Origin of the sequence: Enterobacter sp. BWH52 (assembly GCF_001037565.1) — a bacterium.
Classification (GTDB): domain Bacteria; phylum Pseudomonadota; class Gammaproteobacteria; order Enterobacterales; family Enterobacteriaceae; genus Enterobacter; species Enterobacter hormaechei_C.
On record NZ_KQ089854.1, the window covers coordinates 3,775,667 to 3,796,772 of the forward strand.

Annotated in this window: 20 protein-coding genes; 8 read left to right on the forward strand and 12 right to left on the reverse strand. The window is 57.4% G+C overall.

The features are described from left to right. Positions 1–3: 3 nt before the first annotated feature. The 5 genes from lysS to xerD all read right to left on the reverse strand — a co-directional run bounded on the left by lysS (position 4) and on the right by xerD (position 6,097). The gene (lysS, locus tag SK47_RS17775) at positions 4–1,521 is read right to left on the reverse strand and encodes a lysine--tRNA ligase (RefSeq protein WP_048244873.1); all 1,518 of its coding nucleotides are present in this window, start codon (positions 1,519–1,521) and stop codon (positions 4–6) included. 9 nt (positions 1,522–1,530) lie between these two features. Then, positions 1,531–2,629, reverse strand: a protein-coding gene (prfB, locus tag SK47_RS17780) for a peptide chain release factor 2 (protein WP_096147815.1) whose coding sequence is annotated in 2 segments (ribosomal slippage) — positions 1,531–2,553 and positions 2,555–2,629 — 1,098 coding nt in all. Because the reading frame shifts where the segments join, the coding sequence is not laid out codon by codon here. 90 nt (positions 2,630–2,719) lie between these two features. Further along, positions 2,720–4,453, reverse strand: coding sequence for a single-stranded-DNA-specific exonuclease RecJ (gene recJ / locus SK47_RS17790; protein ID WP_047654179.1), 1,734 nt, complete (start codon positions 4,451–4,453; stop codon positions 2,720–2,722). A gap of 5 nt (positions 4,454–4,458) precedes the next feature. Beyond that, positions 4,459–5,172 carry a bifunctional protein-disulfide isomerase/oxidoreductase DsbC gene (gene dsbC / locus SK47_RS17795; RefSeq protein ID WP_003863443.1) on the reverse strand — a complete coding sequence of 238 codons (714 nt, stop codon included), beginning with the start codon at positions 5,170–5,172 and terminating at the stop codon, positions 4,459–4,461. 28 nt (positions 5,173–5,200) lie between these two features. Continuing rightward, positions 5,201–6,097: a site-specific tyrosine recombinase XerD gene (gene xerD / locus SK47_RS17800; RefSeq protein ID WP_003863442.1), complete on the reverse strand. Its 897-nt coding sequence runs from the start codon at positions 6,095–6,097 to the stop codon at positions 5,201–5,203. 101 nt (positions 6,098–6,198) lie between these two features. Between xerD and fldB the strand changes: the two genes are divergently transcribed. After that, positions 6,199–6,720 (forward strand): flavodoxin FldB, encoded by a 522-nt coding sequence (fldB, locus tag SK47_RS17805; protein WP_003863440.1) that lies wholly within the window; start codon positions 6,199–6,201, stop codon positions 6,718–6,720. A 1-nt stretch (position 6,721) separates the two neighbouring features. Here the strand turns inward: fldB and SK47_RS17810 are convergent, their stop codons facing one another. Both SK47_RS17810 and sdhE read right to left on the reverse strand, forming a co-directional pair. Continuing rightward, a complete protein-coding gene (locus SK47_RS17810; RefSeq protein WP_003863439.1) occupies positions 6,722–7,132 on the reverse strand; it encodes a protein YgfX in 411 nt (136 codons plus the stop codon). Next, a complete protein-coding gene (gene sdhE / locus SK47_RS17815; RefSeq protein WP_003863437.1) occupies positions 7,113–7,379 on the reverse strand; it encodes an FAD assembly factor SdhE in 267 nt (88 codons plus the stop codon). The genes SK47_RS17810 and sdhE overlap by 20 nt, the downstream gene beginning before the upstream one ends. Before the next feature lie 294 nt (positions 7,380–7,673). On the opposite strand from sdhE, the gene ygfZ reads away from it, so the two are divergent. Then, positions 7,674–8,654 (forward strand): tRNA-modifying protein YgfZ, encoded by a 981-nt coding sequence (gene ygfZ, locus SK47_RS17820; RefSeq protein ID WP_003863435.1) that lies wholly within the window; start codon positions 7,674–7,676, stop codon positions 8,652–8,654. Positions 8,655–8,739: 85 nt separating this feature from the next. On the opposite strand, the gene SK47_RS17825 is transcribed toward ygfZ, so the two are convergent. Further along, positions 8,740–9,399, reverse strand: a complete 660-nt coding sequence (locus SK47_RS17825; RefSeq protein WP_003863433.1) for a PAQR family membrane homeostasis protein TrhA — start codon at positions 9,397–9,399, stop codon at positions 8,740–8,742. A 266-nt stretch (positions 9,400–9,665) separates the two neighbouring features. Between SK47_RS17825 and SK47_RS17835 the strand changes: the two genes are divergently transcribed. From SK47_RS17835 to SK47_RS17860, 6 genes are all read left to right on the forward strand, one after another. Next, entirely contained in the window at positions 9,666–10,397 is a 732-nt protein-coding gene (locus SK47_RS17835; RefSeq protein ID WP_048244875.1) for a MurR/RpiR family transcriptional regulator, read from the forward strand. Between the two features lie 116 nt (positions 10,398–10,513). Beyond that, a complete protein-coding gene (gene bglA / locus SK47_RS17840) occupies positions 10,514–11,947 on the forward strand; it encodes a 6-phospho-beta-glucosidase BglA (protein ID WP_003863430.1) in 1,434 nt (477 codons plus the stop codon). 124 nt (positions 11,948–12,071) lie between these two features. Further along, positions 12,072–12,431 (forward strand): hypothetical protein, encoded by a 360-nt coding sequence (locus SK47_RS17845; RefSeq protein ID WP_003863427.1) that lies wholly within the window; start codon positions 12,072–12,074, stop codon positions 12,429–12,431. A 48-nt stretch (positions 12,432–12,479) separates the two neighbouring features. Continuing rightward, positions 12,480–14,489 (forward strand): protein-disulfide reductase DsbD family protein, encoded by a 2,010-nt coding sequence (locus SK47_RS17850; protein WP_047654180.1) that lies wholly within the window; start codon positions 12,480–12,482, stop codon positions 14,487–14,489. Position 14,490: 1 nt separating this feature from the next. After that, positions 14,491–15,093 carry a DsbA family protein gene (locus tag SK47_RS17855; RefSeq protein ID WP_003863423.1) on the forward strand — a complete coding sequence of 201 codons (603 nt, stop codon included), beginning with the start codon at positions 14,491–14,493 and terminating at the stop codon, positions 15,091–15,093. Further along, on the forward strand, positions 15,083–15,583 hold the full coding sequence (locus SK47_RS17860) for a protein disulfide oxidoreductase (protein ID WP_003863422.1): 501 nt from the start codon (positions 15,083–15,085) through the stop codon (positions 15,581–15,583). The genes SK47_RS17855 and SK47_RS17860 overlap by 11 nt, the downstream gene beginning before the upstream one ends. 2 nt (positions 15,584–15,585) lie before the next feature. Here SK47_RS17860 and SK47_RS17865 read toward each other — a convergent pair whose 3' ends face one another. The 4 genes from SK47_RS17865 to gcvT form a co-directional block, all read right to left on the reverse strand. Beyond that, positions 15,586–16,329 (reverse strand): SDR family oxidoreductase, encoded by a 744-nt coding sequence (locus SK47_RS17865; protein ID WP_045342400.1) that lies wholly within the window; start codon positions 16,327–16,329, stop codon positions 15,586–15,588. 70 nt (positions 16,330–16,399) lie between these two features. Continuing rightward, a complete protein-coding gene (gcvP, locus tag SK47_RS17870; protein ID WP_047654181.1) occupies positions 16,400–19,273 on the reverse strand; it encodes an aminomethyl-transferring glycine dehydrogenase in 2,874 nt (957 codons plus the stop codon). 125 nt (positions 19,274–19,398) lie between these two features. Next, the gene (gene gcvH / locus SK47_RS17875) at positions 19,399–19,788 is read right to left on the reverse strand and encodes a glycine cleavage system protein GcvH (RefSeq protein WP_006811885.1); all 390 of its coding nucleotides are present in this window, start codon (positions 19,786–19,788) and stop codon (positions 19,399–19,401) included. A 23-nt stretch (positions 19,789–19,811) separates the two neighbouring features. Further along, positions 19,812–20,906, reverse strand: coding sequence for a glycine cleavage system aminomethyltransferase GcvT (gene gcvT / locus SK47_RS17880; RefSeq protein ID WP_003860107.1), 1,095 nt, complete (start codon positions 20,904–20,906; stop codon positions 19,812–19,814). Positions 20,907–21,106: the final 200 nt, after the last annotated feature.

The window sequence follows — 21,106 nt, forward strand, 5'->3', positions numbered from 1 at the left end:
GGCTTATTTCACCGGACGCATCGCCGGGAACAGGATCACGTCGCGAATGGTGTGGCTGTTGGTGAACAGCATCACCATACGGTCGATACCAATACCCAGGCCAGCCGTCGGCGGCAGGCCGTGCTCCAGCGCGGTCACGTAGTCTTCGTCGAAGAACATCGCTTCGTCATCGCCTGCCGCTTTCGCGTTAACCTGATCCTGGAAGCGCTGCGCCTGATCTTCTGCATCGTTCAGCTCGCTAAAGCCGTTACCGATTTCGCGGCCCCCGATGAAGAATTCGAAGCGGTCAGTGATTTCCGGGTTCTCGTCATTACGACGCGCCAGCGGAGACACTTCCGCCGGGTATTCGGTGATGAAGGTAGGCTGAATCAGGTGCGCTTCGGCCACTTCTTCGAAGATCTCGGTGACGATACGGCCCAGACCCCAGCTCTTCTCAACCTTAATACCGATGCTTTCAGCGATCGCTTTCGCAGAGTCGAAGTTATCCAGATCCGCCATATTGGTTTCAGGACGGTATTTCTTGATCGCTTCGCGCATGGTCAGTTTTTCGAACGGCTTGCCGAAGTCGAACACCTCTTCACCGTAAGGTACCTGGGTGGTGCCCAGAATGTCCTGCGCCAGGGTGCGGAACAGGGATTCGGTCAGCTCGATCAGATCTTTGTAATCCGCATAGGCCATATAGAGTTCCATCATGGTGAACTCTGGGTTATGACGTACGGAGATACCTTCGTTACGGAAGTTACGGTTGATCTCAAACACGCGGTCAAAACCGCCGACCACCAGACGCTTCAGGTACAGTTCCGGCGCGATACGCAGGTACATGTCCAGGTCCAGGGCGTTGTGATGGGTGATGAACGGACGAGCGGAGGCTCCGCCTGGGATCACCTGCATCATCGGGGTTTCTACTTCCATAAAGTCGCGGTTAACCATGAACTGGCGAATGCCGGCCATGATCTGGGAGCGAATTTTGAAGGTCTTACGGGATTCATCGTTAGAGATGAGATCCAGGTAACGCTGACGATAGCGCGCTTCCTGATCCTGCAAACCGTGGAACTTGTCCGGCAGCGGGCGCAGGGCTTTGGTCAGAAGACGCAGCTCGGTGCAGTGGATAGACAGTTCACCGGTCTTGGTTTTGAACAGTTTACCTTTAGCGCCCAGGATGTCGCCCAGGTCCCACTTCTTGAACTGCTCGTTGTAGATGCCTTCCGGCAGGTCGTCACGAGAGACGTACAGCTGAATGCGGCCGCCAACGTCCTGTAAGGTCACGAAGGACGCTTTACCCATGATACGACGGGTCATCATGCGGCCCGCCACGGACACTTCAACGTTCAGCGCTTCCAGCTCTTCGTTCTCTTTACCGTCGAAGTCTGCGTGCAGTTGGTCTGAGGTGTGGTCACGACGAAAATCGTTCGGGAACGGCACGCCCTGCTCGCGCAGCGCTGCCAGCTTCTCGCGGCGGTTTTTCAGTTCGTTGTTAAGATCGACTACCGCGTCAGCGCCCTGTGCTTGTTGTTCAGACATGTTGGTTCCTCATAACCCTGCTTTCAAACTTGCTTCGATAAATTGGTCCAGGCTGCCGTCCAGCACCGCCTGCGTGTTACGGGTTTCAACCCCGGTGCGCAGGTCTTTGATGCGGGAGTCATCAAGGACGTAAGAACGGATCTGGCTGCCCCAGCCGATATCGGACTTGTTGTCTTCCATCGCCTGCTTCTCAGCATTTTTCTTCTGCATCTCCAGCTCATAAAGCTTCGCTTTCATCTGCTTCATGGCCTGGTCTTTGTTCTTATGCTGGGAACGGTCGTTCTGGCACTGTGTTACCAGCCCGGTTGGAATGTGGGTAATACGCACCGCAGATTCCGTACGGTTAACGTGCTGACCACCCGCGCCGGATGCGCGGTAAACGTCGATACGCAGGTCCGCCGGGTTGATGTCGATATCGATATCTTCATCCACTTCCGGGTAGACAAACGCGGAGCTGAAGGAGGTGTGACGACGGCCGCCGGAATCGAACGGGCTCTTACGCACCAGGCGGTGAACGCCGGTTTCAGTACGTAGCCAGCCGTAGGCGTAATCGCCAATAATCTTGATAGTGACGGATTTGATACCCGCCACTTCACCTTCGGATTCTTCGATAATCTCGGTTTTGAAACCGCGCGCTTCCGCCCAGCGCAGGTACATGCGCATCAGCATGCTCGCCCAGTCCTGTGCTTCGGTACCGCCAGAACCTGCCTGAATATCGAGATAGCAGTCAGCGCTATCGTATTCGCCGGAGAACATGCGACGGAATTCCAGCTGCGCCAGCTTCTCTTCCAGCACGTCGAGCTCTGCCACGGCTTCGTTAAAGGTTTCTTCGTCGTCGGCTTCGACAGCCAGCTCCAGCAGCCCAGAAACATCTTCCAGACCCTGCGCCATTTGATCCAGCGTATCTACGATGGCTTCGAGGGAAGAACGCTCTTTACCCAGCGCCTGCGCGCGCTCAGGTTCGTTCCAGACGTCCGGCTGTTCCAGCTCGGCGTTTACTTCTTCGAGACGCTCTTTCTTGGCATCGTAGTCAAAGATACCCCCTAAGAACGTCAGAGCGCTCCGTGAGGTCCTGAATGCGGTTTTTTACCGGATTAATTTCAAACATGGTCTGTTTTCTTTTATGAGCTTGTCAAAATGCGGTGATAAGAGCGGGATTGTACCGAATCCACGCCCTTTTTTATAGAGATTACTGACGCTAAATTGGCCAGATATTGTCGATGATGAGCTGAAGGGAGCGGTTACCACGGAACTCGTTAATATCCAGCTTATAGGCCAGCTCAACCTCGCGCACGCCGTTGTCCGGCCAGATGGAGGTATCAACGTTAAAGGCGATGCCGTCGAGCAGCGGTCCGCCGCCGACCGGTTCCACCATCACTTTGAGATGGCGTTCGCCCACGATGCGCTGTTGCAACAAACGAAAACGTCCGTCGAAAAGCGGCTCCGGAAACATCTGCCCCCACGGGCCGGCATCGCGCAGCATCTGCGCCACCTCCATGGTCATTTCAGCCGGTGAAAGCTCACCGTCAGAAACCACTTCACCCTGCAACAGAGCCGGATCGATCCACTCGGTGACCAGTTCGCCAAACAGACGCTGGAACTCGTCGAACTTCGCCTCTTCCAGCGACAGGCCTGCCGCCATCGCGTGACCGCCGAACTTAATCATCAGGTTCGGATGCAGCGTATCCAGACGCTCCAGCGCATCGCGCATATGCAGCCCCTGAATGGAACGACCGGAGCCTTTCAGCGTGCCGTCCCCGGCGGGGGCGAACGCGATCACCGGGCGGTGGAAACGCTCTTTAATACGCGACGCCAGAATGCCCACCACGCCCTGGTGCCATTCGGGGTGATACATCGCCAGCCCGCCCGGCAGGGTGTCACCGCTGCGCTCCAGCTTTTCGCACAGGGTCAGTGCTTCGGCCTGCATCCCCTGCTCAATCTCTTTACGGGTCTGGTTGAGTGCGTCCAGCTCACTGGCCAGCACGCGCGCTTCGCCGATGTTGTCACACAGGAGCAGCGCGACGCCAACCGACATATCGTCCAGCCGCCCCGCCGCGTTCAGGCGTGGGCCGAGGGCAAAACCCAAATCGCTTGCCGCGAGCTTCAGCGGATCGCGGTTGGCAATTTCCAGCAGCGCCTTAATCCCCGGACGGCATTTACCTGCCCGAATGCGGCTTAAGCCCTGCCAGGTGAGAATACGGTTATTGGTATCGAGCGGCACCACGTCCGCCACGGTTCCCAGCGCCACCAGATCGAGATACTCCGCGAGGTTCGGCACGGCAATCCCGCGCGATTCGAACCAGCCCTTATCACGCAGCAACGTGCGTAACGCCAGCATCAGATAAAACGCCACCCCTACTCCGGCCAGCGATTTCGACGGGAAATCGCAGTCGCGCAGGTTCGGGTTAATGATGGCTTCGGCGGCAGGCAGAGTTTCGCCTGGCAGGTGGTGATCGGTGACCAGTACCGGGATCCCCAGCGCATGGGCATGATCGACCCCCGCATGAGAAGAGATCCCGTTATCCACGGTCATGATCATCTGTGCGCCACGGGCATGGGCCTGATCGACCACTTCCGGGCTGAGGCCGTAGCCGTCTTCAAACCGGTTCGGCACCAGGTAAGTCACGTTATCACAGCCCAGCGCACGCAGGCTGAGCACGCTCAGCGCGGTACTGGTTGCGCCGTCGGCATCGAAATCGCCCACCACGACAATCCGCGTGCCTTCCCGGAACGCGTCGCAGAGCATTTCACTCGCTTGTTCGATGCCACTCAGCGCTTGCCAGGGCAGCATGCCTTTGACGCTGCGCTCAAGATCGCTTGCCGTACGCACGCCACGGCTGGCGTACAGCCGCTTTAGCAGCAGCGGAAGCGTGTCTGGTAAATCCGCGGTTTCACCCGCATCGCGGCGGCGCAGTTTTATCGGGGCTTTCACGCGAATTATTTACCACCCATCTGTTTCTGGTGCTCGTCGAGGAACGCTTTCATCTCTTTTGGCCCCTGGTAGCCCGGCACCACATAGCCGTTACTCAGCACAATGGCTGGCGTACCGCTCACGCCAAACTGTACGCCCAGCGCGTAATGGTTAGCGATGTCGATATCGCAGGACGCGGGCTTCACGCCTTTGCCGTTCATCGCGTCATCAAAGGCCTTGTTGCGGTCTTTCGCACACCAGATCGCTTTCATATCCTGCTCAGGCTGGCTCTGCACGCCAGCGCGTGGGAAAGCCAGGTAACGCACGGTAATGCCCAGCGCGTTGTAGTCTTTCATCTCTTCATGCAGCTTGTGGCAGTAGCCGCAGGTGATGTCGGTGAAGACGGTAATAACGTGCTTTTCCTGCGCCGCTTTGTAGACAATCATCTCTTTTTCGAGCGCGTTCAGGTTTTTCATCAGCAGCTGGTTGGTGACGTTCACCGGCTGCGCGCCGCTCACGTCGTACATGGGTCCCTGAATGATGTGCTTACCGTCTTCGGTCACGTACAGCACGCCGCTGTTGGTCAGCACCGTTTTCATGCCAGCCACCGGCGCTGGCTGGATCTCGCTGCTGGCGACGCCGAGTTTCGTCAGAGACTGTTTAATGGCGGCATCATCCGCATGGGCAAAACCGGAAACCGAAGCTGCCAGCAGGGTGAACAGCGCTAAAGACTTTTTCATATATGTTCCTGTAACAATTCGTCGGCACTCACGCGCGAGGGTGGTGCTGTTGGTGTAGCTGCCGCAGGCGTTCCGTCGCGACATGGGTGTATATTTGCGTCGTTGAAAGATCGCTGTGTCCAAGCAACATCTGCACCACGCGTAAATCAGCGCCGTGGTTTAACAGATGCGTCGCGAAGGCGTGACGCAAAACGTGCGGCGACAGCTTCTCACTGTCAATACCCGCCAGTGTGGCGTAATGTTTAATGCGATGCCAGAACGTTTGTCGCGTCATCTGCTGCGCGCGCTGGCTCGGGAACAATACATCTATGGAGACGCCGTTCAGCAGCCACGGACGCCCGTGTTCCAGATACGTCTCCAGCCAGTAGACCGCCTCTTCACCCAGCGGCACCAGCCTTTCTTTGTTCCCTTTACCGATAACGCGCACCACGCCCTGACGCAGGCTGATATCGCTCATCGTCAGGCCCACCAGCTCGGAAACGCGCAAGCCCGTGGCATACAATAGTTCAAGCATGGCTTTATCGCGTAACTCCAGCGGAAGGTCAACTGCGGGCGACTGTAATAATCTCTCAACTTGTGCTTCGCTGAGATCTTTTGGCAGCCGCTGAGGCAGTTTAGGCGATGCCAGCAGTGCGCTGGGGTCATCCGCGCGGATCTTCTCGCGGTACAGGTGCTGGAACAGGCGGCGCATGGCGCTCAGCAGACGCGCGGAGCTGGTGGCTTTGTACCCCCCTTCCATCCGCTCAGCCAGCAACCCTTGCAGGTCATCGCTTTGCGCGCTTTCAAGCGTCAGCCCCCGATGCGCCAGCCACTCGACCAGCAGCGTGAGATCCCGACGATAGGCGCTGAGCGTATTTTCAGCGAGGTTTTTCTCCAGCCACAGCGCGTCGAGAAACTGTTCGATGAGTGCGAGATCCTTTTCCACATCAGCCCCTTTGGTTCTGCAATCTGGCCATTATGCCTGATTGCCATCGGTTTCTGGTACACTACGCGCAAAGTCATAGCAAGAATTGAGATAGTTACGCGATGAATATTGGTCTGTTCTATGGTTCCAGCACCTGCTACACCGAAATGGCGGCGGAGAAAATTCGTGACATCATTGGCCCGGAACTGGTGACGTTGCATAACCTGAAAGATGACGCGGTTGCCTTGATGGAGCAGTACGATGTGCTGATTCTGGGTATCCCTACCTGGGACTTTGGTGAGATTCAGGAAGACTGGGAAGCCATCTGGGATCAGCTCGATTCAGTCAATTTTGAAGGCAAAATCATTGCGATGTATGGCATGGGCGACCAGTTGGGCTACGGGGAGTGGTTCCTCGACGCGCTCGGCATGCTGCATGACAAACTGGCGCCAAAGGGCGCGACGTTTATCGGCTACTGGCCTACGGAAGGCTATGAGTTCACCAGCCCAAAACCCGTCATTGCCGACGGCCAGCTGTTTGTCGGGCTCGCGCTGGATGAAACCAACCAGTACGATCTCAGCGACGAGCGCCTCCAGACCTGGTGCGAACAAATTCTGGGTGAGATGGCCGAGCAGTTTAGCTGATTTATTCCTGCGTCGGCTGTTGCACGATTAGCCGGCGCAGATCCCGCCACTCCGCGGGATCCATACTGTCTGCGGCCAGCCACAGGTGCTGGCGACGGTTGTCCTCGACCCGACGCAGCCGTAGCATCATCCCGGTGTTAAGCATCCACGGCGTCCCCATCATCTCCCACTCTTTTCCCTGCCAGCGCAGGCGAGAATCCATCAGCAGCTTAATTTCACCCTGACGGGCGTTGATTCGACGCTGGCTGCGCACGCTATCAAACACCACAAACGACAGCAAAAGCAGCCACAGAGGGGTATAGCTTAGCGGCCACGGCACCAATAACACCATTGCCGCGACCAGACCGTGGAGCAGTAAGGACATCCACTGTGAGCGCCACGAGACGCGAAGATCAGATTGCCACAGGACCACGTTCCTGATTCCGTGTTTGAATTAATTGCACCATCCGTTGCAACTCGGTGTCGGCGGGCTTGCCGTGATTCATCAGCCAGTTGAATAAATCCGGATCGTCAGACTCAAGCAGACGGACAAACAGGCGCTTATCGTCATCGCTTAAGCTGTCGTACTCATACTCGAAGAAAGGCATGATGGAGATATCAAGTTCACGCATGCCGCGACGGCACGCCCAGTGAATACGGGCCTTGTTGTTAATATCCATGTTCTGTTTCCTGCATTACGTTTGGCACAGTCGGTATCCCGTTCGGTATTCATTATTGCTCTCCGGGAACACCTGCTAGTGTAACGTGTTTTTGACCGTTTCTTTACTGGAATATTGCGAACCTCGAGCAGGCTTCCTGAATAATCCTTATAAAGACAGCGGATTACACTATTTTGCGTAGCGCCACGTATAACCGCGTAATGGCACGAATGGCCTGCTGAAAGCGCTTGCATTGAATACAGTCTCTTTTACCATTAGGTATTATCAAAGCGTTAAGCAATTCAGGACATCACTATGGCATTTACACCATTTTCTCCTCGCCAGCCCGCCGCCTCTGCGCGTCTGCCGCTGACGCTGATTACTCTTGATGACTGGGCACTGGCGACACTGACCGGTGCGGACAGTGAAAAATACCTGCAAGGCCAGGTCACGGCGGACGTGGCGCAGTTGACTGAGCACCAGCATCTGCTGGCCGCGCATTGCGATCCAAAAGGCAAAATGTGGAGCAACCTGCGTCTGTTCCGCCGTCAGGACGGATTCGCCTTTATTGAGCGCCGCAGCCTGCGTGACGCCCAGCTTAAAGAGCTAAAAAAATACGCGGTCTTTTCTAAAGTCACCATCGCCCCGGACGATGAACACGTTCTGCTGGGGGTCGCGGGTTTCCAGGCGCGTGCAGCGCTGAAAAACCTGTTTGCCGAGCTACCGGATGCTGAAAAACAGCTGGTCAGCGAGGGAGCGACCTCCATTCTGTGGTTCGAGCACCCGACGGAGCGCTTCCTGCTGGTAACCGACGAAGCAACGGCGGAACGCGTCACTGACGCCCTGCGCGGTGAAGCACAGCTCAACAACAGCCAGCAGTGGCTGGCGCTGAACATCGAAGCGGGCCTGCCGGTCATTGACGCGGCAAACAGCGCGCAGTTTATCCCGCAGGCGACAAACATCCAGGCGCTGGGTGGTATCAGCTTTAAGAAGGGCTGCTACACCGGTCAGGAAATGGTGGCGCGTGCGAAATTCCGCGGCGCGAACAAACGCGCCCTGTGGACGCTGGCTGGTCACGCCAGCCGTGTGCCGGAAGCGGGTGAAGATCTTGAGATGAAGATGGGCGAAAACTGGCGCCGTACCGGCACCGTGTTAGCCGCCGTCCAGCTCGATGATGGCCGCCTGCTGGTGCAGGTTGTCATGAATAATGATATGGAGCCCGACAGCGTGTTCCGCGTGCGTGATGATGCAAACACGCTCAGCATTGAGCCGCTGCCGTATTCACTGGAAGATTGATGCTGTATCGCCCGGTGTTGATATTCACCCTCTCCCTGTGGGAGAGGGTCGGGGTGAGGGCATCAGACCGCACCTTACAAAAAAACTACACCTGCCCAACATACAGATAAATTGCCAGGAAGTGACACACGCTGCCGCCCAGCACAAAGCCGTGCCAGATGGCATGGTTGTACGGAATACGCTTGCAGACGTAGAAAATCACGCCCAGCGAGTAGACCACACCGCCCACCGCCAGAAGCGTCACGCCCCCCACCGCCAGCTTAATGGCTAACTGATACACCACAATCAGCGACAGCCAGCCCATTGTCAGATAGGTAACCAGCGACAACACTTTAAACCGGTGCGCAATGGTCAGCTTAAACAGGATCCCCAGCAGCGCCAGGCTCCAGATCACAATCATCAGGCCACGCGACAGCGGTGAGTTGAGCCCCACCAGCAAAAACGGCGTATAGGTACCCGCAATAAGAAGATAGATAGCGCAGTGGTCAAATTTCTTGAGCCATATCTTCGCCCGTTGATGCGGAATCGCGTGATACAGCGTTGAGGCAAGGAAAAGCAGGATCATACTCCCGCCATACAGGCTGTAGCTGGTAATGGCCATCGCGCTGGCGTTGGTATCCACTGCCTGTACCAGCAATAACACTAAGCCGACAATCCCAAAAACCAGGCCAATGCCATGGCTTATACTGTTGGCTACTTCCTCAGCCAGCGAATATCCCTGTGCGATTAATGGTCTGCTCACCATACTTAACTCCGGGAAAACAAAAGATGATTATTCATCGCCAGTCTATGCTAACTGAGAATGATTCCAGTGAACACCTGTTAGCTAAAATAAATCTATAATCAAGATTTATCCTTATAAATCAGTGTAATGAAAAATAAATCCACCGCACAGGTGTAAATGATTTCATTAACACCTGAGTAATCAAGGAGATAAATCCGTCTCCCGCCCTTCGTCATCATGGTATGCTTCAGGAATAGTGTCCGACAGCGAGTTTAGCCATTGTGAGTATGTTCAGCCATTCCGCCATTGCCAGCCTCAACAATCTGGAAATGATGGTCTACAACTATGTCATTAAGAACCGCGATAAAGTGATGTACATGACCATCCGCGAGCTGGCGGATGCTGCTGGGGTCTCCACTACCACTATCCTGCGCTTCTGCCGCAAGCTCAACTGCGATGGTTACTCGGAATTTCGGGTGCGCTTTAAACTCTATCTGGAGCAGAACGAGCCGCAGCAGGCGAATTTTGGTGCCAGTGAAATTATCAGCTTCTTTAAAAGCGTAAATAACGAAGAGTTTGACGCGCTATTAGATAAAGCCGTCGATATTATTTTATCATCTGAACGAATTATTTTTGTCGGTGCGGGCACCTCCGGATCGCTGGCAAAATATGGCGCACGTTTCTTTTCAAATATCGGCAAATTCAGTAACCATATCGACGATCCTTATTTCCCGGTCACTAACGACATGGCTAAAAATGCGCTGGCCATTGTACTCTCCGTCTCCGGCGAAACCCAGGAGATCCTGCGCTTCGCCAGCCAGTTCAGCCTGCACCACTGCAAAGTGCTCTCCGTCACCAGCCATGAACATTCTCGTCTCGCAAAGCTGGCGGACTTTAACCTCTCCTGGCATGTCCCGCAAACGCGTATTGGCGGCGTTTACGATATCACCACGCAAATTCCCGTCATCTATATTCTGGAATCATTAGGCCGAAAACTGGCGAAGAAATTAACAGAATAAAACATCTTGTTTTTTTGATGTGACAAATTACAATTTCCACAAATTGTTATATCGTGACATTTAATTCCGCTTTGCTAGACTCGAAATCAATAAGTCCTGAATTGAGAATAGCAAAGATGAAAAAACTCACCTTACCGAAAGATTTTTTATGGGGCGGCGCGGTGGCGGCGCACCAGGTTGAAGGCGGCTGGAACAAAGGCGGCAAAGGGCCAAGCATCTGCGACGTGCTCACCGGCGGCGCACACGGCGTTCCGCGTGAAATCACGCAGGAAGTGATTGAAGGCAAATATTACCCGAACCACGAAGCCGTCGACTTCTATGGCCATTACAAAGAAGACATTAAGCTGTTTGCCGAGATGGGCTTCAAATGTTTCCGTACCTCCATCGCCTGGACGCGCATCTTCCCGAAAGGCGACGAAACTCAGCCCAACGAAGAGGGGCTGAAGTTTTACGACGACATGTTCGATGAACTGCTGAAGTACAACATCGAGCCGGTGATCACCCTCTCCCACTTTGAAATGCCGCTGCATCTCGTTCAGGAATATGGCGGATGGACCAACCGTAAAGTGGTCGATTTCTTTGTGCGCTTCTCGGAAGTGGTATTTGAGCGCTACAAAAATAAGGTCAAATACTGGATGACCTTCAACGAAATCAACAACCAGCGCAACTGGCGTGCACCGCTGTTCGGCTACTGCTGCTCTGGCGTGGTCTATACCGAGCACGACAATCCGGAAGAGACCATGTACCAGGTGCTGCACCACCAGTTCGTGGCCAGCGCGCTGGCGGTGAAAGCCGCACGCCGCATTAACCCGGAGATGAAAGTCGGCTGCATGCTGGCGATGGTGGCGCTCTATCCTTACTCCTGCAAGCCAGAGGACGTCATGTTTGCTCAGGAATCCATGCGCGAGCGCTACGTCTTTACCGACGTGCAGCTGCGCGGCTACTACCCGTCTTACGTACTGAACGAGTGGGAGCGCCGTGGGTTCTCCATCAGGATGGAAGCGGGCGACGAGCAGATCCTGCGTGAGGGCACCTGCGACTACTTAGGTTTCAGCTACTACATGACCAACGCGGTCAAAGCGGAAGGCGGCACCGGTGACGCCATTTCCGGCTTCGAGGGCAGCGTGCCGAACCCGCACGTCAAGGCGTCCGACTGGGGCTGGCAGATTGATCCGGTAGGCCTGCGCTATTCGCTTTGTGAACTGTACGAACGTTATCAGAAGCCGCTGTTTATCGTCGAAAATGGTTTCGGCGCCTACGACAAAGTGGAAGAGGACGGCAGCATCAACGATGACTACCGCATCGACTACCTGCGCGCCCACGTGGAAGAGATGATGAAGGCCGTGACCTGGGACGGCGTGGATCTGATGGGCTATACCCCGTGGGGCTGCATTGACTGCGTCTCCTTCACCACCGGCCAGTACAGCAAGCGCTACGGCTTTATCTACGTCAACAAGCACGACGACGGTACCGGTGACATGTCCCGCTCCCGTAAGAAGAGCTTTGAGTGGTATAAAACCGTCATTGCCAGCAACGGCGAAACGCTGTAATGGCTCGCCCTCTCTGCAAGCGGAGAGGGCAAACCGCTTATCTTCCAGACACTTCTTTACAGCTTTTGCGTTGCCAAAATATGTTCGCCCGATAATATAGGCGTCCTGAATATTTGAGGCGAACATGATCAAGCGACAACGCAACGCTATCCTGCTTGTAGCCCTGGCCTGCCTGGTGGTGCTGATATGCACCGCCCAGCGGATGGCCGGGATGCACGCGCTTGTCATGAACGTCACCGCCACGAGCCAGTCTGTCCAGCAGGGGCAGGAGAGTACCGACGCACCGGTAACCCCGTGTGAGCTTAGCGCCAAGTCGCTGATGTCGGTCCCGCCTGTTTTGTTTGAAGGCGCCCTGATTGCCGTCACCCTGCTGCTGGCGTTGCTGGCAGCCAGCCCGCCGCGCCGCGAACGGCAGTGGCCTCCCCGCGTTATCTCCCCGCCCCGGTTAAGGGTGCATCTGCGATTATGCGTCTTCCGTGAATGAGCCTTCGCCTGTTACTTCAGGTTAATTCATCATTTACGGAGATAATTTATGTTTACTGTATTCAGGCGACTGCTGGTCTGCCTGCTTTGGCTATGGCTGCCCCTCAGCCAGGCTGCCGACAGCGGCTGGCTGCGCGCCGCCGATAATCAGCACGCCAGCGTCAGGCTGCGTGCGCAACCCGAAAGCACTGGCGAAACCCGCCTGCTTCTGGACGTCGCCCTGCAAAAAGGCTGGAAAACCTACTGGCGCTCGCCGGGCGAAGGGGGCGTCGCACCCGCGATTAAATGGCATCAGCCCGTCGAGGCGAAATGGCGCTGGCCTGTGCCGCAGCGTTTCGACGTCGCGGGTATCACCACGCAGGGCTATCACGGCGATGTCAGCTTTCCCATCACCCTGCGGGGCGACGTCCCGAAGATCCTGAGCGGCGTGCTTACGCTCTCCACCTGTAGCAACGTCTGTATTCTTACCGACTACCCGTTTTCACTGAACATGACCGCATCCGCAGGCGCCGGTTTTGATTACGATTTCAGTCGGGCCATGGGCACCCTTCCGCTCAGCGGCGGGTTGACCTCAACGCTTAACGCCACCTATGCCCCCGGCAAGCTGACCGTAACGGCGCAGCGTGACGCAGGCTGGCAGGCGCCGTCCCTGTTTATCGACGGTATGGATGATGTTGATTTCGGCAAACCGGCCCTCACCGTGCGCGGTGATTCGCTGGTCGCCACCGTGCCCGTGACGGACAGCTGGGGCGAGGCCGCGCCCAACCTCAGCGGCAAAACCCTGTCGCTGGTTCTGGCCGCTAGCGGGCAGGCGCAGGAGTCCAGCCTGAGCATTCAGCCGGGGAACGCCGCGCCGACGCTCTCGTTAGGCTGGGTGCTGCTGATGGCGCTGGCGGGCGGTCTGATCCTTAACGTCATGCCCTGCGTACTGCCCGTGCTGGCCATGAAGCTGGGCACGCTGATGCAAACCGAACGGCAGGCGCGGAGTCAGGTACGCCGACAGTTTCTTGCGTCGGTAGCCGGGATCGTGATCTCGTTCCTCGCGCTGGCGCTGATGATGACGGTTTTACGCTTAGGCAATCAGGCACTCGGCTGGGGGATCCAGTTCCAGAACCCGTGGTTTATTGGTGCGATGGCGATGGTGATGGTGCTTTTCAGCGCCAGCCTGCTGGGGTTGCTTGAAATCCGTCTCCCTTCCGGCGCCAGCACCTTCCTCGCCACGCGCGGCGGTAACGGGCTTGCGGGTCATTTCTGGCAAGGCGCGTTTGCCACGCTGCTGGCGACACCCTGCACCGCGCCGTTCCTGGGTACGGCGGTCTCGGTCGCGCTGGCGGCGCCGCTTCCCCTGCTGTGGGGGATCTTCCTGGCGATGGGTATCGGCATGAGCCTGCCGTGGCTGCTGGTGGCGGCCTGGCCGGGGCTGGCCCAGCGGTTGCCGCGTCCGGGACGCTGGATGAACGTCGTACGCGTAGTGCTGGGGATAATGATGCTCGGCTCATCGCTGTGGCTGCTGAGCCTGCTGACGGTGCACATTGGCAGCCTGCCCGTCATCACGCTGGGCGTGCTCCTGATCCTTACGCTGCTGCTGGTCACCGCCTGGCGCTACCGCTGGCAAACGGCACTGCGCGCCGGGGTATTAGCTGTAGTGGTGGCCGGAGCAGTCGCGTTTGTATCCGGCTCCGGCGGCGAGGGTTCCCGCCGCGATCGTATCCACTGGCAACCGCTCAGCGAGCAGGCCATTGCCCGCGCGCTGGCGGAGAACAAACGGGTGTTCGTCGACGTGACCGCCGACTGGTGCGTGACCTGTAAAGCCAATAAATACAACGTGCTGCTGCGCGACGACGTGCAGGATGCGCTCTCCGCCCCGGACGTTGTCGCCCTGCGCGGCGACTGGAGCCGCCCCTCAGATACCATCAGCCAGTTCTTAACCACGCGCGGCAGCGCCGCCGTGCCGTTTAACCAGATCTACGGACCGGGATTACCGCAGGGCCACGTGCTGCCTGCGTTGTTAAGCCGCGAAGCGGTGCTGAGCACCCTGTCCGATGCAAAAGGAAAATAACATGAGAGCCTTAATAGCCTTACTTCTGCTGTCGTTATCAACGTTCGGTTTCGCCGCACCGTCAGATGACGCTTCCAGCGACCAGCTGGCAAAACTGCTGTTTAACGACACCAACAGCCCGCGAACCGGCGCGGCATCGCCGAAGCTGACCATCGTCTCCTTCACGGACTACAACTGCCCGTATTGCAAGCAGTTCGACCCAATGCTGGAGAAAATCGTGCAGGAAAATCCCGACGTGCAGCTCATCGTCAAACTGCTGCCGTTTAAGGGACAAAGCTCGGTAAATGCCGCGAAAGCGGCGCTCTCGACGTGGCAGCAGGCGCCGGATAAATTCTGGGCGCTGCACCAGCGGTTGATGATGAAAAAGGGCTATCACGATGACGCCAGCATCGCCGCCGCGAAGGTCAAGACCGGAACGGACGGCATTAAAACGGATGATAAAACCATGGACAGCTTAAAGATGAACCTCATCCTGGCGCAGGTGCTGAATATTCAGGGTACCCCGGCGACCATTATCGGCGACCAGATGGTGGCGGGCGCCATTCCGTATGACGACCTGGAGGGGCTGGTCAAAGAACAGCTGGCAAACGTCCGTGGCAAGTAAGCTTCCGCGCCTGCTGCGCGAACTGGGCGTGTGGCTGCTGATTGGCATAGCCGTGAGCCTGGCGGTGGACTATTTCCGCCAGCCCGCGCTGCCGCAGAATTTCTCCGCGACGGCACTGCACACCCTCGACGGTCAGCCCGTCGATCTTATCGCCATGAGTAAGGAGCGACCGCTGCTGGTCTACGTCTGGGCGACATGGTGCGGCGTTTGCCGCTACACCACGCCGTCGGTGGCGGCGCTTGCCGCGGACGGGGGTAACGTGATGTCGGTTGCGCTGCGCTCGGGCGATAACGCGACGCTCGAAACATGGATGAGGAAGAAGAAGGCGATGATGCCCACGGTCAACGACGCCAGCGGAGAACTGGCGCGTGAGTGGGACGTTAAGGTGACGCCAACGCTGGTGGTGATCTCTCACGGCGAAGTGAAGTCGATCACCACCGGCTGGACCAGCGGCTGGGGAATGCGCCTGCGGCTGTGGCTGGCGTCTTAGCGTTACTTCCCGCCAGCCAGCTCCAGGAAGCTACCGGTAACATAGGAGGCTTTGTCGCTCAGCAGCCAGGCAATGGCCTGGGCGACCTCCTCCGGCTGACCGCCACGCTGCATCGGTAACATCGACTTCACCCGATCCACACGCCCCGGCTCGCCGCCGGAGGCGTGAATATCGGTATAAATCAGGCCTGGCCGCACGCAGTTAACGCGAATGCCCTGTGCCGCCACCTCCAGCGCGAGGCCGGTAGTCAGGGAATCCACCGCCCCTTTTGAGGCGGCATAATCCACATATTCCCCCGGCGCGCCCAGCCGTGATGCCGCCGAGGAGACATTCACAATCGCGCCGCCCTTGCCGCCGTGTTTATGCGACATGCGCTTCACCGCTTCACGGCAGCAGAGAAAATAGCCGGTGACGTTGGTAGCCAGCACGCGGTTAATACGTTCAGCGGAGAGGTTTTCGATGGTGGATTGTTCAAACAAAATTCCGGCGTTGTTCACCAGTGCAGCGAGCGGCTCACCTTCGCGATCGAGGCTGGCGAACATCGCCATCACCTGCGCCTCATCGCTGATGTCCGCGCGCACGGCAAAGGCTTTACCGCCCGCGTCCACGATCTGATTAATGACCTCTGTCGCGGCTTTGATGTTGTGATGAAAATTCACCGCAACGGTGTAGCCTTCGCTTGCCAGCTGTAGCGCGGTGGCTTTACCAATACCCCGGCTGGCGCCGGTGACCAGTGCAATTGCCATTCTTTTCTCCCAATAAAAAAGCCGGGTGGCGGCTTCGCCTTACCCGGCCTACGTTACTACAGGAACAACGTTACTGGTATTCGCTCATCGGTACGCAGGAGCAGAACAGGTTACGGTCGCCGTAAACATCATCAAGACGTTTCACGGTTGGCCAGTATTTGTTTGCCACACCTGCCGGGAAGACAGCCAGCTCGCGGGTATAACCGTGGTTCCACTCTGCCACCAGTTCGTTCTGGGTATGCGGCGCGTTAACCAGCGGGTTATCTTCCAGCGTCCACTCCCCGCCTTTCACGCGGTCGATTTCGCTGCGGATCGCCAGCATGGCGTCGATAAAGCGATCCAGCTCCACCTTGCTTTCAGATTCAGTCGGCTCAACCATCAGCGTTCCCGCAACCGGGAAGGACATGGTTGGCGCGTGGAAGCCGTAGTCGATCAGGCGCTTGGCAATATCCAGCTCGCTGATGCCCGTCTCTTCTTTCAGAGGACGAATATCGAGGATGCATTCGTGCGCCACGCGACCGTCGCGGCCGGTATAGAGCACCGGATAGGCGTCCTTCAGACGCGTTGCGATGTAGTTGGCGTTAAGGATCGCTACCTGGCTGGCCTGCTTCAGCCCTTCCGCGCCCATCATGCGGATGTACATCCAGCTGATTGGCAGGATAGAGGCGCTGCCGAACGGTGCCGCGGAGACCGCGCCCTGACGGGTCAGCATGCCTTCAATCTGCACCACGCTGTGGCCTGGGACAAACGGCGCCAGGTGCGCCTTCACGCCGATAGGACCCATGCCCGGGCCGCCACCGCCGTGCGGAATGCAGAACGTTTTGTGCAGGTTCAGGTGCGACACATCCGCGCCAATAAAGCCCGGAGAGGTGATGCCCACCTGGGCGTTCATGTTTGCGCCGTCGAGGTAAACCTGGCCGCCGAACTGATGCACCACTTCACACACTTCACGGATGGTCTCTTCGTACACGCCGTGGGTGGATGGGTAGGTCACCATGATGCAGGAGAGTTTGTCGCCCGCCTGCTCGGCTTTCGCGCGCAGGTCGGCCAGATCGATGTTGCCGTTTTTGTCGCACGCCACAACCACCACTTCCATTCCTGCCATCTGGGCAGAAGCCGGGTTGGTACCGTGGGCGGAGCTTGGGATCAGGCAGATATCGCGATGGCCTTCGTTGCGGCTTTCGTGATAGTGACGGATTGCCAGCAGACCGGCGTATTCACCCTGCGCGCCGGAGTTCGGCTGCATGCAGAGCGCGTCGTACCCGGTCAGCTTCACCAGCCAGTCGGAGAGCTGGTTGATCATCATGTGATACCCTTCCGCCTGCTCAGCCGGGCAGAACGGGTGCAGCTCAGAGAATTCAGGCCAGGTAATTGGGATCATCTCAGCCGCGGCGTTCAGCTTCATGGTGCAGGAGCCCAGCGGGATCATCGCCTGGTTCAGCGCCAGATCTTTACGTTCCAGTGAGTGCATGTAACGCATCATCTCGGTTTCGCTGTGATAGCGGTTGAACACCGGATGAGTCAGGATCGCGTCGTCGCGCAGCATGCTTTCCTGAATGGAGCGGCTGTCGAGCGCAACCTCTTTGTCGAGCGTATCAACGTCCAGACCGTGTGCGTCACCCAGCAATACGTTGAACAGGGTCAGGATATCGTCACGGGTGGTGCTTTCGTCCAGCGTAATGCCGACCGCATTGTGAATGTCGCTGCGCAGGTTGATTTGCGCTGCCTCGGCGCGCGCCAGCACGGCCGCTTTGTCTGCCACCTCGACGCACAGGGTGTCGAAATAGTGTTCATGACGCAGTCTGAGACCTTTCTGTTGCAGACCGCAGGCCAGGATATCGGCCAGACGGTGGATGCGGCTGGCAATGCGCTTCAGGCCAGCCGGACCGTGGAACACCGCGTACAGGCTGGCAATGTTAGCCAGCAGTACCTGCGAGGTACAGATGTTGGAGTTCGCTTTCTCGCGGCGGATATGCTGCTCGCGGGTTTGCATCGCCATGCGCAGCGCGGTGTTACCGGCGGCATCTTTCGATACGCCGATAATACGGCCTGGCATGGAGCGTTTAAATTCATCTTTCGCGCCAAAGAACGCCGCGTGCGGGCCGCCGTAGCCCATCGGCACGCCGAAACGCTGGGCTGAGCCGAAGACAATATCCGCGCCCTGTTTACCTGGCGCCGTCAGCAGCACCAGCGCCATAAAATCAGCGGCGACGCTAACAATAATCTTACGGGATTTCAGCTCGGCGATCAGTGCGCCGTAGTCGTGTACTTCCCCGGTGGTGCCCACCTGCTGCAACAGCACGCCGAAGACGTCCTGGTGATCCAGCACTTTTTCAGCGTCGTCGACAATCACCTCAAAGCCGAAGGTTTCCGCACGGGTGCGCACCACGTCCAGCGTCTGGGGATGCACGTCCGCCGCGACGAAGAAGCGGTTGGCGTTTTTCAGTTTGCTCACGCGCTTCGCCATCGCCATCGCTTCGGCGGCGGCGGTGGCTTCATCCAGCAGCGAGGCAGAGGCGATATCCATACCGGTCAGATCCAGCGTCACCTGCTGGAAGTTCAGCAGCGCTTCCAGACGGCCCTGGGAGACTTCTGGCTGATATGGGGTATAAGCGGTGTACCAGCCCGGGTTTTCCAGCATGTTACGCAGGATCACCGGCGGTAACTGCACGTTGGTGTAGCCCATGCCAATGTAAGACTTATAGCGCTTGTTAAGGCTGGCGATGGCCTTAAGCTCCGCCAGCGCGGCGAACTCCGTCGTGGACTCGCCTACCTGCGGCGGCGTGGCAAGCTGGATGTCCTTTGGCACGATCTGGCCGATCAGTGCGTTTAATGAATCCGCGCCAACTGTCTTCAGCATCTCCTGCTGTTGCTGAGCATCCGGCCCAATGTGACGTTCAATGAAGGCGCCACGGTTTTCAAGCTGGCTTAAAGTCTGTGTCATGAGCGATGATTCCTGAAACGTGCAGTGAATGTGTTTTCTCCCTCTCCCTAAGGGAGAGGGCTGGGGTGAGGGTATCGTCTGTTCCCCTCACCCTACCCTCTCCCCAAAGGGGAGAGGGAAATGGCTTATTCGTCTTCCAGTAGTGCTTCGTACGCGGTCGCATCCAGCAGCGCGGCAACCTGCGCTTCGTCGCTGGCTTTGATCTTGAAGATCCAGCCGCCTTCATACGGTTCGCTGTTCACCAGCTCCGGGGAGTCGCTGAGCGCGTCGTTCACGGCAACAATTTCACCGCTTACCGGGGCGTAGATGTCAGAGGCCGCTTTAACGGATTCCGCCACCGCACAGTCATCGCCTGCGCTCACGGTTGCGCCCACTTCCGGCAGGTCAACAAACACCATGTCGCCCAGCAGCTCCTGCGCGTGCTCGGTGATCCCAACGGTGTAAGTGCCGTCCGCCTCTTTGCGCAGCCACTCGTGTTCTTTGCTGTATTTCAGTTCTGCTGGCACATTGCTCATTGAAGTTCTCCTGATAAAAATAGTTAGGCGACCGGCTTACCGGCGCGAACAAAAATCGGTTTGGTCACGTTGACCGGCATTTCGCGGTTGCGGATCTGCACCACCGCCGTTTCGCCAATCCCCGCCGGCACGCGTGCCAGGGCAATACTGTAGCCGAGCGTCGGGGAGAACGTTCCGCTGGTGATCACGCCTTCGCGATGATTGCCATCGGCATCGGTGAAGCGCACCGGCAGCTCGCCGCGCAGCACGCCTTTTTCTTTCATCACCAGGCCTACCAGCTGTTCAGTGCCCTTCTCGCGCTGCATCTCCAGCGCTTCACGACCAATAAAATCACGGTCAGCCGGTTCCCATGCGATGGTCCAGCCCATGTTGGCGGCCAGCGGAGAGACGCCTTCGTCCATCTCCTGACCGTAGAGGTTCATCCCCGCTTCCAGACGCAGCGTATCGCGCGCGCCCAGGCCCGCAGGCTTCACACCTGCCTCCACCAGCGCACGCCAGAAATCAGCGGCCTTCTCGTTTGGCATGGCAATTTCATAGCCCGCTTCACCGGTGTAGCCGGTGGTGGCGATAAACAGATCCCCCGCCTGCACGCCGAAGAATGGCTTCATGCCTTCGGTGGCTTTGCGCTGCTCGTCGCTAAACAGAGACGCGGCTTTCGCCTGGGCGTTTGGCCCCTGTACGGCAATCAGCGACAGATCGTCACGGACAGTGATGTCAATGGCGTAAGGTTCAGCGTGTTGGGAAATCCAGGAGAGGTCTTTTTCGCGGGTGGCGGAGTTTACAACGAGGCGGAAGAAATCTTCGGTGAAGTAGTAGACGATGAGGTCGTCAATCACGCCGCCAGAGGCATTGAGCATACCGGTATAGAGCGCTTTGCCCGGCGTCTTCAGTTTGGCGACGTCGTTTGCCAGCAGATAACGCAAAAACTCCCGGGTGCGGCTACCGCGCAGGTCGACAATCGTCATATGAGACACGTCGAACATACCGGCATCGGTGCGCACCGCGTGGTGCTCATCAATCTGCGAGCCGTAGTGCAGCGGCATCATCCAGCCGTGGAAGTCCACCATGCGGGCACCGCATAACACGTGCTGTTCGTACAAAGGAGTCTGTTGAGCCATCTTTTCCTCGTTGAAAAATTCACCGTGAAACCCGGTGTCGGCCTCGCGATCGGGGGCCGACGCAAACGTTCTCTTTTACCTGAACTTACCACCGAAACCGGCGGTTAACCATAAGGTAAAACGGGTCATCACATTAGCTTATGACCAAAAATCGCTGAAAAGCCTACAGAGTTATTCACTGGGAAAATGCGATTAAACCC